General features: G+C 72.9%; 14 protein-coding genes. 9 read left to right on the top strand and 5 right to left on the bottom strand.

Annotated features, from left to right (window positions below; all coding sequences use genetic code 11):
- Positions 1–28: 28 nt before the first annotated feature.
- Together ABEA81_RS03245 and ABEA81_RS03240 are read right to left on the bottom strand one after the other, a co-directional pair.
- Positions 29–658, bottom strand: coding sequence for a Maf family protein (locus ABEA81_RS03245; RefSeq protein WP_345603109.1), 630 nt, complete (start codon positions 656–658; stop codon positions 29–31).
- A 37-nt stretch (positions 659–695) separates the two neighbouring features.
- Entirely contained in the window at positions 696–2399 is a 1704-nt protein-coding gene (locus ABEA81_RS03240) for a hydrogenase maturation protein (RefSeq protein ID WP_345603108.1), read from the bottom strand.
- A gap of 554 nt (positions 2400–2953) precedes the next feature.
- On the opposite strand from ABEA81_RS03240, the gene ABEA81_RS03235 reads away from it, so the two are divergent.
- The 4 genes from ABEA81_RS03235 to ABEA81_RS03220 are packed head-to-tail and all read left to right on the top strand — an operon-like array spanning position 2954 to position 6345.
- Complete coding sequence (locus ABEA81_RS03235) at positions 2954–4981, top strand: ATP-binding protein (protein ID WP_345603107.1); 2028 nt, start codon at positions 2954–2956, stop codon at positions 4979–4981.
- Complete coding sequence (locus ABEA81_RS03230; RefSeq protein WP_345603106.1) at positions 4978–5379, top strand: roadblock/LC7 domain-containing protein; 402 nt, start codon at positions 4978–4980, stop codon at positions 5377–5379. The genes ABEA81_RS03235 and ABEA81_RS03230 overlap by 4 nt, the downstream gene beginning before the upstream one ends.
- A 5-nt stretch (positions 5380–5384) precedes the next feature.
- The gene (locus ABEA81_RS03225; protein ID WP_345603104.1) at positions 5385–5780 is read left to right on the top strand and encodes a DUF742 domain-containing protein; all 396 of its coding nucleotides are present in this window, start codon (positions 5385–5387) and stop codon (positions 5778–5780) included.
- The gene (locus ABEA81_RS03220) at positions 5764–6345 is read left to right on the top strand and encodes a GTP-binding protein (RefSeq protein ID WP_345603103.1); all 582 of its coding nucleotides are present in this window, start codon (positions 5764–5766) and stop codon (positions 6343–6345) included. Before ABEA81_RS03225 ends, ABEA81_RS03220 begins: the two co-directional genes overlap by 17 nt.
- Positions 6346–6409: 64 nt before the next feature.
- Here ABEA81_RS03220 and ABEA81_RS03215 read toward each other — a convergent pair whose 3' ends face one another.
- The 3 genes from ABEA81_RS03215 to ABEA81_RS03205 form a co-directional block, all read right to left on the bottom strand.
- Positions 6410–6664 (bottom strand): hypothetical protein, encoded by a 255-nt coding sequence (locus ABEA81_RS03215; protein WP_345603101.1) that lies wholly within the window; start codon positions 6662–6664, stop codon positions 6410–6412.
- Positions 6665–6791: 127 nt separating this feature from the next.
- Positions 6792–7061 (bottom strand): acyl-CoA carboxylase subunit epsilon, encoded by a 270-nt coding sequence (locus tag ABEA81_RS03210; RefSeq protein ID WP_425570429.1) that lies wholly within the window; start codon positions 7059–7061, stop codon positions 6792–6794.
- Positions 7058–8689, bottom strand: coding sequence for an acyl-CoA carboxylase subunit beta (locus ABEA81_RS03205; RefSeq protein WP_345603100.1), 1632 nt, complete (start codon positions 8687–8689; stop codon positions 7058–7060). The genes ABEA81_RS03210 and ABEA81_RS03205 overlap by 4 nt, the downstream gene beginning before the upstream one ends.
- A 202-nt stretch (positions 8690–8891) precedes the next feature.
- Here ABEA81_RS03205 and ABEA81_RS03200 point away from each other — a divergent pair, with 202 nt between their 5' ends.
- Genes ABEA81_RS03200 through ABEA81_RS03180 form a run of 5 tightly spaced genes read left to right on the top strand, consistent with a single transcriptional unit; the run spans position 8892 to position 12727 of the window.
- On the top strand, positions 8892–9701 hold the full coding sequence (locus ABEA81_RS03200; protein WP_345603099.1) for a biotin--[acetyl-CoA-carboxylase] ligase: 810 nt from the start codon (positions 8892–8894) through the stop codon (positions 9699–9701).
- A 51-nt stretch (positions 9702–9752) separates the two neighbouring features.
- Positions 9753–10232 carry a PH domain-containing protein gene (locus ABEA81_RS03195; protein ID WP_345603097.1) on the top strand — a complete coding sequence of 160 codons (480 nt, stop codon included), beginning with the start codon at positions 9753–9755 and terminating at the stop codon, positions 10230–10232.
- A gap of 30 nt (positions 10233–10262) precedes the next feature.
- A complete protein-coding gene (locus ABEA81_RS03190; RefSeq protein ID WP_345603284.1) occupies positions 10263–11177 on the top strand; it encodes a hydroxymethylglutaryl-CoA lyase in 915 nt (304 codons plus the stop codon).
- Entirely contained in the window at positions 11174–11497 is a 324-nt protein-coding gene (locus tag ABEA81_RS03185; RefSeq protein WP_345603095.1) for a Uma2 family endonuclease, read from the top strand. Before ABEA81_RS03190 ends, ABEA81_RS03185 begins: the two co-directional genes overlap by 4 nt.
- 60 nt (positions 11498–11557) lie before the next feature.
- On the top strand, positions 11558–12727 hold the full coding sequence (locus tag ABEA81_RS03180; protein WP_345603094.1) for an LLM class flavin-dependent oxidoreductase: 1170 nt from the start codon (positions 11558–11560) through the stop codon (positions 12725–12727).
- Positions 12728–12737 lie beyond the last annotated feature (10 nt).

The raw sequence follows: 12737 nt of genomic DNA, 5'->3' as shown, positions 1-12737 counted from the left end.
CGGACCTGCCCGGACGGGAGGTCCTGGATCAGCCGGTGGGTCCGCTCCACAGATCGGTGACGCGGACGCCGACGGCCGACAGCAGTCGCCGCACCAGCGGGAGGCTGATCCCGATCACGTTCGACGGGTCGCCGTCGATGCCCTCGACGAACCACCCGCCCAGGCCGTCGAGCGTGAACGCGCCCGCGACGACGAGCGGCTCGCCGGTGGCGAGGTAGGCCTCCAGCTCGCTGTCGCTCGGTTCGGCGAACCGGACCGTCGTGACGGCGTGCCCCTCGGCGACCCGGTCGATCTCGCCCGCCTCCAAGCGGAGCACGGCGTGGCCGGTGACGAGCTCGCCGGTGCCGCCTGTCATCGCCTTCCAGCGGCGGCGGGCGGTGTCCGCGTCACCCGGCTTCCCGACCAGCTCGCCGCCGACGTGCAGCATCGAGTCGCAACCGATCAGGACCGCGTCGGGGTGGTCGTGGCCGATGCGCCGGGCGACGGTGGTGGCCTTCGCGGCGGCGAGGTGCGTCACCTTCTCGGCGGGTGCGGCCTGCGGCATCGCCGCGAGCAGCGCGTCCTCGTCCAGGTCGGCGACCTCGACCAGCGGGTCGACACCCGCGGCTCGAAGCACGGCCCGGCGGGCGGGGGAGGCGGAGGCCAGCACGACACGCACGGCCGGTCAGCCTACGAGACCGCCGGCCCGCCGCCCGCTACGAGCCCGCCGCCGGGGACACCAGCTCGGCGTGCCGGGCTTGCTCCGCCGCGGGTGCCGGCCGTTTCGTCACGAACGCGTGCCGGGCGGACGCGAAGCAGTACCGGTCGTCGAAGATGTCGCGGCTCATCTCGGCCAGCTCGCGGATCCGGTAGGTCTCCAACGGCCGCTGCCGCTCGTCGGCCGCCCGGGCCGCCGCCTTCGCCGCGAGGTGCTGGGCCAGTCCGTCGGCGGTGGCCAGCCGGAACGCGTGCTCCAGCACCCTGGCGTCGAACTCGTCCGGCGAGCCGGGCAGCACGGCGTCGGCGAGGCCGGTGGACACCGCCTCGGCGGCGCCGATCGGGAGGCACTCCCCGGTGAGCCGCTGCGCTTCGGCGGCCCCGACCCGGCGGGGCAGCGTGTACGTCCAGTACTCCGAACCGGACAGGCCCATCGTGCGGTAGTGCGGGTTGAGCACCACGCCCGCGCGCACCAGCACCTGGTCGGCCCCCAGGCCGAGCATCACGCCGCCGGCACCGGCGTTGCCACCCACCGCGGCGACCACGAGCTGGTGCGTGCACGTGATGATCTCGCGGCAGACGTCGTTGATCGCGTTGATGTTCCGCCAGGCCTCGGCGGCCGAGTCCGGGCGGGCCTCGATGACGTTGAGGTGGATCCCGTTGGAGAAGAACTGCCCGCCGCGCAGGACCAGCACCGACGTGTCCTGGGCCGCCGCGGCCCGCAGCGCCGCCGCGAGCCGGTGGCACTGCGCCGTGGACATCGCGCCGTTGTAGAAGTCGAAGCCGACGACGCCGACCGGGCCGTGGCGCTGGTAGGTGATCTCCCGGTAGCCGCCGCCCGGCGCGCCGAGCGGCTCGAGCGACTCCGGGACGCCGCCGAGCCGGTCCCGCAGAACCGCGGTGGCGGGCAGCTTGACGCGGGGGCCGTCGCCGATCGGGCGGAGGTGCCCGATCCAGAGCGCTCCGTCGCCGGTGCGGACGAGCACCGCCCCGTGGCGCCGCAGGGCGATCGTGCCCGGCTCGCCGGGCGTGGCAGGCCCGCGATGCGCGTCGAACACCGACACCGGGAGCCCGGCCAGCTCGGTGCGGACGCCGGGCGAGCCGTCGGCCGCCCGGATGCGCCGCAGCACGTCCTCGGTGGGGTCGGACCACGAGAAGCGGCGGTCGACCTGGCGCATCGTGGGCCGCAGCCGACCATGGACACCCGGGCGGGAGTAGTCGAGGGGCCGCGGCGCGAACGCCGGGTCCGCCACCTTCGCCACGACCTCGCGGGCGAGCGCGGCGGCGGCCTCGGTGACCGGGCCCGCGTAGAGCGTGCTCTTGCGTGGTGGGTCGGCCGGGAGGGCGAACGTGCGGGTGCCCCAGATCGGGCCGGCGTCCATCTCGCCGATCGCGCCGAGCGCGGTGACGCCCCACGCCGGCTCCGCCTCGCTGATCGCCCAGTCCAGCGACGAGGGGCCGCGGTCGCCCTCCGGCCCGGGGTGGAGGATCACGGTGGGGCGGGAGGACCACACGTCGTCCGGAACTCGCTCCTTCAGGAACGGGCAGATGATGACGTCCGGATCGGTGGCGGCGACCGCTCCTCTGATGGCGGCGTCCGAGCTCGCCGTCTGGGTCGTGACCTCGTGCCCGTCCCCTCGCAGATCGGTCCATATCCGCTGGGTGAGGCCGTTGAACGACGAGCACAGCAGCAGGATTCTCACGCGGATCTCCGTAGTCGAGATTTTCGAGCACAGCAAAGAATGATTCGGCGAATGCCGCGAGCCGTACGGATGTTCGCCGATGACGGCGTCGGCCCTGACGTCGTCGGCTTTCCGGCGCACCTTCCCGGCGAGTTGATCGTTGTAGGGAGCGGGGAGAGGTGCGTGATCGCACTGTAACCCGCCCTCGGCGGCGGGAAGTCGGCCCGAATGGACGCTCTCGTGCGGCCATTTGGCCGATCCTCACTACTCCTCATGCTGACGATACGTACCGTTGAGCGTGACGCGCCCAGCGGCGGCTCCGCCGCGCTCAGAGACGCTAGGTTGTGACGCAACGCATTTGCATGCCTGCTAGCCGTAATTGTGCCTGGTCGCTAACCGACCATTTTCTATCCTGCGAGTGAGCCGAACGGGCGAAGGCCGAGGCCGAGCGGTCCAGCGGTTAGGCCATTTCGCGTATCGCCGCCGCGAGCATCGCCGGGTGCTCGAGTTCGCCTTGTACTGTCCCGCCGACCGTGCACGGAAATCGTGTAGGCGACCGGACGGAGCAGACCTCCATGCAGACCAGTGCGCCGATCGGCCCTCCCGAGGAGGGAACCGACGGAAAGGGCCGGGCGTTGAACCGCCTGCTGGCCTACCTGCCGCGCGGCAACACGCTCGACGACAAGCAGTGGAAGCGGCGCCACACACTGCTGCAGTGGGTCCTGCTGATCCACATCCCGTCCATGCTCGTGCTCGGGCTCGCGCTGCGCGTCCCGCCGCTCGAGATCGGCTACACGCTGATCGCGCCTGTGGCCTTCCTCGTGCTCGGGCACGTGCTGCGCACCCGCAGGCTCGCGTCGTTCTGCGTGACGGGCGGCCTGGTGTTCTGCTCGGCGGGGCTGGTCGTGCTGACCACCGGCACCATCGAGGCGCACTTCCACTTCTTCATCATCATCGGGTTCATCGCGCTCTACCAGGACTGGGTGCCGTTCCTCTGGAACGTCGCGTTCACCTTCGTGAGCCACGGCATCGGCACGATCTGGCTGGGCAACCTGATCTTCAACCACCCGGCGGCCCAGGCCCATCCGTGGCTGTGGTCGTTCATCCACGGCATCTCGGTGCTGATCGCCTGCGTCGGCATGGTGATCTTCTGGCGGATCACGGAGGAGGAGCAGACGGAGAAGGAGGCGCTCGGCCGGCGGCTCATCACCGCGGACGCGGAGATCGGGCGCCGCCAGTTCACCTCGGACATGCTGGTCAACCTCGCCCGCCGCAACCAGAGCATGCTCTACCGGCAGCTGGACATCATCAACCAGCTCGAGGAGAAGGAGCGGGACCCCGACACCCTCTCCAACCTGTTCACGCTCGACCACCTCGCCACCCGGGTGCGCCGCAACGCCGAGAGCCTGTTGGTCCTCGCGGGCGAGCAGCCGCCGCGCACCTGGTCCGCACCCGTGCCGCTGCGCGACGTCGTGCGCGCGGCGATCGCCGAGACCGAGGACCTCGACCGCGTCGTGTTCGCGATCGACGACCGCATCGCCGTCTCCGGCGGAGCCGTGGCCGACCTGACCCACCTGCTCGCCGAGCTCACCGAGAACGCGGTGCGCTTCTCGCCTCCGGACACCGCCGTGACGATCCGCGCCCGGCCCGACCGGCGCGACGAGCGCGGCTACCTGCTGACGATCGAGGACTGGGGCGTCGGCATGCCGCCCGAGGACCTCGTCGCGGCCAACGAGCTGCTCGCGAGCCCGCGAGAGGTGGACCTCGCCGTCGCGCAGCGGCTCGGCTTCCACGTGGTCGCGAGGCTCGCCGCCCGCCACGGCATCTCGGTCTCGCTCGGCAACACCCCGGGGTCGGGCGTCACGGCCGTCGTCGCGCTCCCCGCGGCGCTCTTCACCGCGGCCCCTGCGGACGTCACGCTCCCGCTCGACGTGGGGATCACGGAGGCGCGGCCGTACGTCACCGGCGGGGTGAGCCACCGCGAGCCGCGGGTCGACCAGCGGCCGGAGAGCACCGGCTGGGTCGAGCCGGTGTCCACCGCGGGCACCGCCCGGAGCGCGAACGGCTCCTCGGGCGTCCAGTGGTCCGGCGGGCCTGCCGAGCCGAACCGGCACGGGCTCGACGGCGCACCGGAGGGCGGCTGGCGCGGGTGGTGGAACCCGGAGTCGGTCGGCGCGACGACGCGCCACAGCGACCGCGAGCCGGTCGACACCGGCCGCGCCGACGGCACGACCGGCACCGCCGAGACGCCGGCGCCCGCCTCCTGGCAGCCCTCGCCCACCCCGCGGCAGCGGCAGGCGCTGCCCGCGGTCTCCGAGACGGGGCCCACGCAGGACGTCCCCGACGCGGCGGCCGATTCGGACATCCCCGCCCCGCGGCGCAACGGAGAGGCCGTCCCCGCGAACGGCAAGCCGGGGCTGCGGCGGCGGGTGCCCCAGGCGCACCTCGCGCCGGAGCTGCGGCAGGCGACGGCCGACGAGCCGGACGCCGCACCACCGATCGACAACGCCGCGGCGAGCGCCCTCTCGCGGTACCAGGCCAGCAGGCAGGCGGCGCAGGCCGTCGTCGAGGAAGCTGGAGAAACAGAAGGGATGCGTCGGTGAGCATCCGATCGGGGCAGCTGGACTGGTTGCTCGCAGAGTTCGCCCGGGACGTCCCGGGGGTCGTCCACGGCGTCGTGGTCTCCGGCGACGGGCTGCGGCTGGCCACGTCGCCCGACGTCGGGGTGGCGCTGGGCGACCAGCTGGCCGCCGCCGCCTCGGGGCTGGTCAGCCTGGCCCGGGGAACGGCACACCTGCTCGACGCGGGTCCGGTCACCCAGACCATCCTCGAGATGGCCGGGGGTTACCTGTTCGTCTCGTCGGTGAGCCAGGGGGCCACGCTGGCGGTGTTCACCCAACGGCAGTGCGACATCGGCATGGTCGGGTACGAGATGACGATGCTCGCGTCGCGCGTGGGCCACGCCCTCACCCCGGCTCCGCGCGCGAGCGCCGGAAGGTAGTGGTGGTGCTCCCCGACGCGATGGGCAGCAACTCGTTCGGCGTCCGTGAGGAACACGGCGGCCGGGTGGTACCGGTGTACGCGCTCACCGGTGGGCGGACCCGCTCCTCGAACGGTGCGGAGCTGCCGGTGGAGACGCTGGTGACGGTCACGCCGACCGGCCAGCGCGCCGACGAGCTGCACCTGGAGTACCGCGCGACCGTCGACCTCGCGGCACGGCCGATCTCGGTGGTCGAGATCGGGGCGGCGCTGCGCGTACCGGTCGGCGTGGCCAGGGTGCTCGTCAGCGACCTCGTCGACGCCGGCTACCTGGCCGTGCACCTCCCGCCTGCGGCGGAGGGCGGGCCGACACCCGAGATCCTGGAACGGCTGTTGGAGGGACTACGTGCACGCTCACACTGAGCCTGGCGACCTGATTCCGCTGAAGGTGCTGATCGCCGGCGGGTTCGGGGTGGGCAAGACGACGCTCGTGACGTCGCTCTCGGAGATCCCGCCGCTGCTCACCGAGCAGGCCATGACCAGCGCGTCGATCGGGGTGGACGAGGCGGACATGGTGCCCACCAAGACCACCACGACGGTGGCGATGGACTTCGGGCGCATCACCGTCGACGACTCGCTGATCCTCTACCTCTTCGGAACCCCGGGGCAGTCCCGGTTCTGGTTCATGTGGGACGAGCTCGCCCGCGGCTCCGTCGGCGCCGTCGTGCTGGTGGACCTGCGCCGGATCGACGACTGCTTCCCCGCGATCGACTTCTTCGAGAACCGGCGGTTGCCGTTCGTCGTCGGGGTCAACCGGTTCCCCGGCGCCGACGACTACGACGTCGATACCGTGCGCGACGCGCTCGCCCTCTCGTCGGACTGCCCGCTCGTGTGGATGGACGCGCGGGATCCGAAGTCGAGCCGGGACGCGCTGGTGAGGCTGGTCGAGCACGCGCTCGCCCGCACCGCGATGGCCCGAGCGGGCTGATCACCTCAGGACGCAGCGGACCGGCCCGCCCCCGAGGGGACGGGCCGGTCCGTCGTGCTCGTGGTCAGAAGCCTCCGCCGCCGCAGTCACCGCCGCTGGAGCCACCGCCGGAGCTGTCGCCGCAGCCGCTCGAGCCGCTGTCGCCGCTCCACGCGCCGTAGCCGGCCACACCGCTGTAGCTGCCGACCCGCCGCCGCGAGCCGCGGCTCGCGACGTTCCGGCCGCCTCGGCCCGGGCCGTCGCCCGGACGGCCGATCGCGGCGATCACCGCGGCGATCACGATGAGCGCGGCGATTCCGAACCAGATGACTGCTTCCATCTCGATCGCCTCCTCGTGGCCGCAGGCGCACCGTCCCCCTGGACGCCGATCGCCCCGGCCGTGGGCCCGAGTGTGGGCGGCGCCACGAGGACCGGGCCAGCATCTTGAGGAAGCCTTGAGGTGCGCTTCAGCGAGGCCATGCCGAGGCACGCCACGCCCCGGGGCCCGGGTGCAGCGGCGTGCGGAAGCGCGCGGCCGGGTCGGACCAGCGGTCCGGGACGCGCGGCGCCGGGGCGGGCCGGGGTGCGGCGACGGCCGCGAGCACCACCGTCAGCGCGGCGAGCTCCGCGTCCGACGGATCGCCCCTGACCACCCGGAACGCCGCCCGGCGCTCCTCAGGGGTGCTCGGCCCGTCGTTGGTCGTACCGCCGCCCGTCGTACCGTCCTCGGGCGTCACAGCGGGATGTTCCCGTGCTTGCGCGCCGGTACGGCCTCCCGCTTCGTGGCGAGCAGCCGCAGCGCGCGCGTGACGTGACCGCGGGTGTGCGATGGCGGGATGACGCCGTCGATGTACCCGCGGTCGGCCGCGATGTAGGGGTTGGCGAGGGTGTCCTCGTACTCCTGCTGCAGCTCCGCCCGGCGGGCGGCGAGCTCGTCACCCGCCAGCTGGGCGAGCTCCTTGCGGTACAGGATGCTGACCGCGCCCGCCGCCCCGGTGACGGCGATCTGCGCGGTGGGCCATGCGAGGTTGACGTCCGCGCCGAGGTGCTTCGACCCCATCACGTCGTACGCCCCGCCGTAGGCCTTGCGGGTGATCACCGTGACCTTGGGGACGGTGGCCTCGGCGTAGGCGTAGATCAGCTTCGCGCCGCGGCGGATGATGCCGTTCCACTCCTGCTCCGTGCCGGGCAGGAAGCCGGGGACGTCCACGAACGTGAGGATCGGGACGTTGAACGCGTCGCACGTGCGGACGAACCGGGCCGCCTTCTCGGAGGCGTCGATGTCCAGGCAGCCCGCGAACTGGGTGGGCTGGTTCGCGACCACCCCGACCGAGCGGCCGTCGACCCGCCCGAAGCCGACCACGATGTTGGGCGCGAAGAGGGCGTGCACCTCGAGGAACTCGCCCTCGTCCAGCACCCGGGTGATGACGTCGTGGATGTCGTACGGGGTGTTGGGCGAGTCCGGGACGATCGCGTCGAGCTCGAGGTCGCTGTCGGTGAGCGAGTCGGCGATCGCACCCCCGGTCGGCTCCGGCGCGGGGTAGGTCGGCGGCTCGGACAGGTTGTTCGACGGCAGGAACGACAGCAGCTCCTTCACGTAGGAGAAGGCGTCGGCCTCGTCCTCGGCGAGGTAGTGCGCCACCCCGGACTTCGTGTTGTGCGCCCGGCCGCCACCGAGTTCCTCGAAGTCGACGTCCTCGCCCGTGACGGTCTTGATGATGTCCGGGCCGGTGATGAACATGTGGCTCGTGCCGTCGACCATCACCGTGAAGTCCGTGATGGCCGGCGAGTACACCGCGCCGCCCGCGCACGGCCCCATCACCAGCGAGATCTGCGGGACCACTCCGGAGCTGCGGACGTTGCGCACGAAGATCTCGCCGTAGAGCCCGAGCGCGACCACACCTTCCTGGATGCGCGCGCCGCCACCGTCGTTGATCCCGATGACCGGGCAGCCGATCTTGGCGGCCAGGTCCATCACCTTGACGATCTTCTCGCCGTACACCTCGCCGAGCGCGCCGCCGAACACCGTGGCGTCCTGGCTGAACACCGCGACCGGCCGCCCGTCGATGGTGCCGGTGCCGGTGACCACGCCGTCGCCGAGCGGGCGCTTGTCCTGCATCCCGAAGTTGGTGGAGCGGTGCCGGGTGAGCGCGTCGATCTCGACGAACGAGTCGGGGTCGAGCAGCTGGTCGATGCGCTCGCGCGCGGTCTGGCGGCCCTTCGCGTGCTGCCGCTCGACCGCGGCCTCGCTGCCCGCGTGCACCGCGTCATCGGTGCGCCGGTACAGGTCGGCGAGCTTGCCCGCGGTGGTGTGGATGTCGGGCTCGTCGGGGCCGGAGGCGAACGGCTCCGTTGCGGCGCTCATGGCCAGGCAGCCTAACGCCGCCCGCCGCTCCGCCGACGCGATGCGCGTCACGCAGCCGCGGGGTTGCAGCAGGGTGATCGGGTTGCCGCCGACGGACCTCCCGACGCGACCCGGCGCGCGCCCGGCGACGCTCGGCCGCCGTCCGTCGCGGGGGCTGGGAAAGGCGAGCGGGCCCGATGGCTCGCCGGTAGCGTCCCGAGCCATGCACCGGACCGTCGAGCCGCTGGACGCAGCCGCGCTGAGGGCTGCGCTCACCGGGGCGTGGGCGCAGGTCGACGTCGTGGACCGCACCGGCTCCACCAACGCCGACCTCCTCGCCGCCGCCGCGGCCGGGGCGCCGGATCGCACCGTGCTCGTCGCGGAGCACCAGGAGGCCGGGCGCGGCCGGCTGGCGCGCACCTGGGTGGCGCCGCCGGGCACCGGGATCACGGTCAGCGTGCTGCTGCGTCCCACCGGCGTTCCGCCGGCCCGCTTCGCCTGGCTGCCGTTGCTCACCGGGCTGGCGCTGCTCGACAGCATCCGTGCGGTCTGCGACGTCCCGGCCGGGCTCAAGTGGCCCAACGACCTGCTGCTCGGCGCGGGGCAGCGCAAGGCGGCGGGCATCCTCGCCGAGGTCGCCGACGCCGTCCGGCCCGCCGTCGTCGTGGGCGTCGGGCTGAACGTCGCGGCCTCGCCACCCGACCAGCCGGGCGCCACATCGCTCGCCGACGAGGGCGCCGTGGTCGACCGCACCCGCGTGCTCACCACCTTCCTGGACCGCCTCGCCGAGCGCGAGGCGCAGTGGCGCGACGGCCGCGGCGACGCGGAGTCCGCCCGGCTGCGCGCCGACTACCGCGCCGGGTGCGTCACCCTCGGCTCCGAGGTGAGGGTCGAGCTGCCCGGGGGTGCTGCGCTGCACGGCATCGCCGAGGACGTCGACCGCGACGGGCGGCTCCTGATCCTCGACGCGGCGGGCCACCGCCGCGCCGTCGCCGCGGGCGACGTCGTGCACGTGCGCCCGTCCGGGTCGTGAGTCAGCGCGTCCTCGGACGGGGCCACGCGGCGAACGCCTACCGTGGGGTGCGTGGTCTACCCGGACGACCTCCTCGTCGATGACGAGCAGGTGGTCGTGCACCGGCACCCGCACTGGAAGATGCTCGTGGTGCCCGTGGTCGTGCTGCTGCTCGTCGTGGGGGTGGCCAGCTTCCTCGCCGCGCTCGTGAGCGCGCAGACGTGGGCGCCGTGGGCGTGGCTCGGGCTCGCGGTGGCCGGCCTCGCGCTCGTCGGGCGGTTCACCGCGTACCCGGTGGTGCGCTGGCGCACCACCCACTTCGTGGTGACCGATCGCCGCGTGCTCGTGCGCGAGGGCGTGCTCACGCGCCACGGCATGGACATCCCCCTGAAGCGGATCAGCGGCGTGCAGTTCCGGCAGGGCCTGTTGGAACGGATGCTCGGAACCGGCACGCTGGTCGTCGAGTCGGAGTCCGACGACTCCCTCGAGTTCGACGACGTCCCGGGCGTGCGGCACGTGCACGCCGTGCTCTACGACGAGTTGGGCCGGTAACGAGGTGGAACAGTGACCAGACCGCTTCCGATGCCGGTGCCCGCCCCCGGGCTGCCGGAGCACGTCACGATCTACGAGGTCGGCGCGCGGGACGGGCTGCAGAACGAGTCCGCGATCGTGCCGGTCGAGGTGAAAGCCGAGTTCCTGCACCGGCTCGCGGCCGCGGGCCTGCGCGTGCTGGAGGCCACCAGCTTCGTGCACCCGAAGTGGGTTCCCCAGCTGGCGGACGCGGGCGACCTGCTGCGCAGGCTCGTGCGCGCCGACGGCGTGGACTACCCGGTGCTGGTGCCCAACGAGCGCGGCCTCGACCGGGCGCTCGACGCGGGCGTCTCGCACGTCGCGATCTTCGCCAGCGCCACGGAGACCTTCGCCGAGCGCAACCTCAACCGCACGCTCGACTCGCAGTACGCCATGTTCGAGCCGGTGGTGGAGCGGGCGCTCGCGGCCGGCCTGCGGGTGCGCGGGTACGTCTCGATGTGCTTCGGCGACCCGTGGGAGGGCGCGGTCGCGCCGGAGCAGGTGGCGGCGGTGACGCGCAGGCTCGCCGCGATGGGCTGCCACCAGATCTCCCTCGGCGACACGATCGGCACCGGCACCCCCGGGCACGTGGACGCGGTGCTGGACGCGTGCGTCGCGGCCGGGGTTCCCGTCCGCCAGATCGCGGTGCACTTCCACGACACCTACGGCCAGGCGCTGGCCAACACGCTCGCCGCCCTGCGCCACGGCGTTCGCACGGTGGACGCGAGCGCCGGCGGGCTCGGCGGCTGCCCCTACGCCGAGTCGGCCACCGGCAACCTCGCCACCGAGGACCTCGTGTGGATGCTCGACGGCCTCGGCGTCGGGCACGGCGTGGACCTCGACGCGCTGGTCGGGACGAGCGTGTGGATGGCCGAGAAGCTCGGGCGGCCGTCGCCGTCGCGGGTGGTGCGGGCGTTGGCGTCGTGATCACCCGTGCTCGAAGCGACCAGGAGCAGCTCAGCGCGTCCGATGTGCTCCTGATCGTCGAGATCATCTCTCCTCGTTCCCGCCGTGTGGACACCCACCTGAAGCCGTTCGAGTACTCGGAAGCAGGCATTCCGCACTACTGGCTCGTCGACCTGGACCCACCTGCGCCCACCATCACGGCATTCACCCTCGCGGCTCCGGGCGACGGGTACGTGGAGAGTCGGACCGCGAGCGGCGAGCTCGTCGTCGCCGAGCCGTTCGAGATGCGGATCGACGTCGACGCGCTGCTCGACCGGCGGCCCCACCGATCGGAGGGGTGACCTGGCGGGCCGAACGTGCCTACGGTCGAAGCTCCCCGTCAGCAACGACTGGAGCAGCCCGTGTCCCGACTGCGGTTCGGCATCTTCCTGGCCCCCTTCCACCCCGCGGGGGAGAACCCGACCAGCGCGCTGCGGCGCGACCTGCGGCTCGTCGAGCACCTCGACGAGCTGGGGTACGACGAGGCGTGGATCGGTGAGCACCACTCCGCCGGCTCGGAGATCATCGCGTCGCCGGAGATCTTCATCGCCGCTGCGGCCGAGCGCACGAAGCGCATCCGGCTCGGCACCGGCGTGATCTCGCTGAGCTACCACAACCCGCTGTGGGTGGCGGAGCGCATGGTGCTCCTCGACCACCTGACGCGCGGGCGCGTGATGCTCGGCGTCGGTCCCGGTTCCCTGCCCACCGACTCGGCGATGATCGGGCTGAACCCCACCGACACCCGCGAGCTGCTCGAGGAGAACCTCGACATCGTGATGCGGCTGTTGCGAGGCGACGAGCCGGTCACCGCCACCACCCGGACCCACCAGCTGATCGACGCCCGGCTGCACCTGCGGCCCTACTCCGACCCGCTGTTCGACGTCGCCGTCGCCGCGGTGGCCTCGCCCACCGGGCCGCGACTCGCGGGCCGGCACGGCGTCGGGCTGCTCTCGATCGGGGCCACGCTCACCAAGGAGGGCTTCGACGCGCTGGCCCACCACTGGAACGTCATGGAGGAGCGGGCGGCCACCTTCGGCACCACGGTGGACCGGGCGGCGTGGCGGCTCGTCGGGCTGATGCACGTGGCGGAGACGCGCGAGCAGGCCTATCGCGAGGTCGAACACGGCATCGAGCAGTGGTTCCGCTACTTCCAGAAGGTGGCCGCGTTCCCGCAGATGGCCGTGGAGGGCGGCGACGTGCGGGAGATGATCGATTTCGTCAACGAGGCCGGGATCGGGGCCATCGGCACGCCGGACGACGCGGCCGCGCAGGTGCAGCGGCTCGTCGACCAGTCCGGCGGGTTCGGCGCCATGCTGCTGCTCGCGCACGAATGGGCCAACCCGCAGGCCACCCGTCGCTCCTACGAGCTGATCGCGCAGCACGTGATGCCGCGGTTCCAGGGCCAGGCGCAGGCCACGCTCGACGCCAAGGCGCGGGCCAGCGAGACCCGCTCCGGCCACGCCGAGCAGCAGGTGGCCGCGGTCGCCCACATGACGGAGAAGTACCAGAAGGAGCTGGCCGACCGCGGCTGACCCACCACGC

The organism is Pseudonocardia adelaidensis (assembly GCF_039543345.1).
GTDB classification, from domain to species: domain Bacteria; phylum Actinomycetota; class Actinomycetes; order Mycobacteriales; family Pseudonocardiaceae; genus Pseudonocardia; species Pseudonocardia adelaidensis.
Note: the sequence above shows the minus strand (reverse complement) of the source record. Positions and strands in the feature narration are given on the sequence as shown.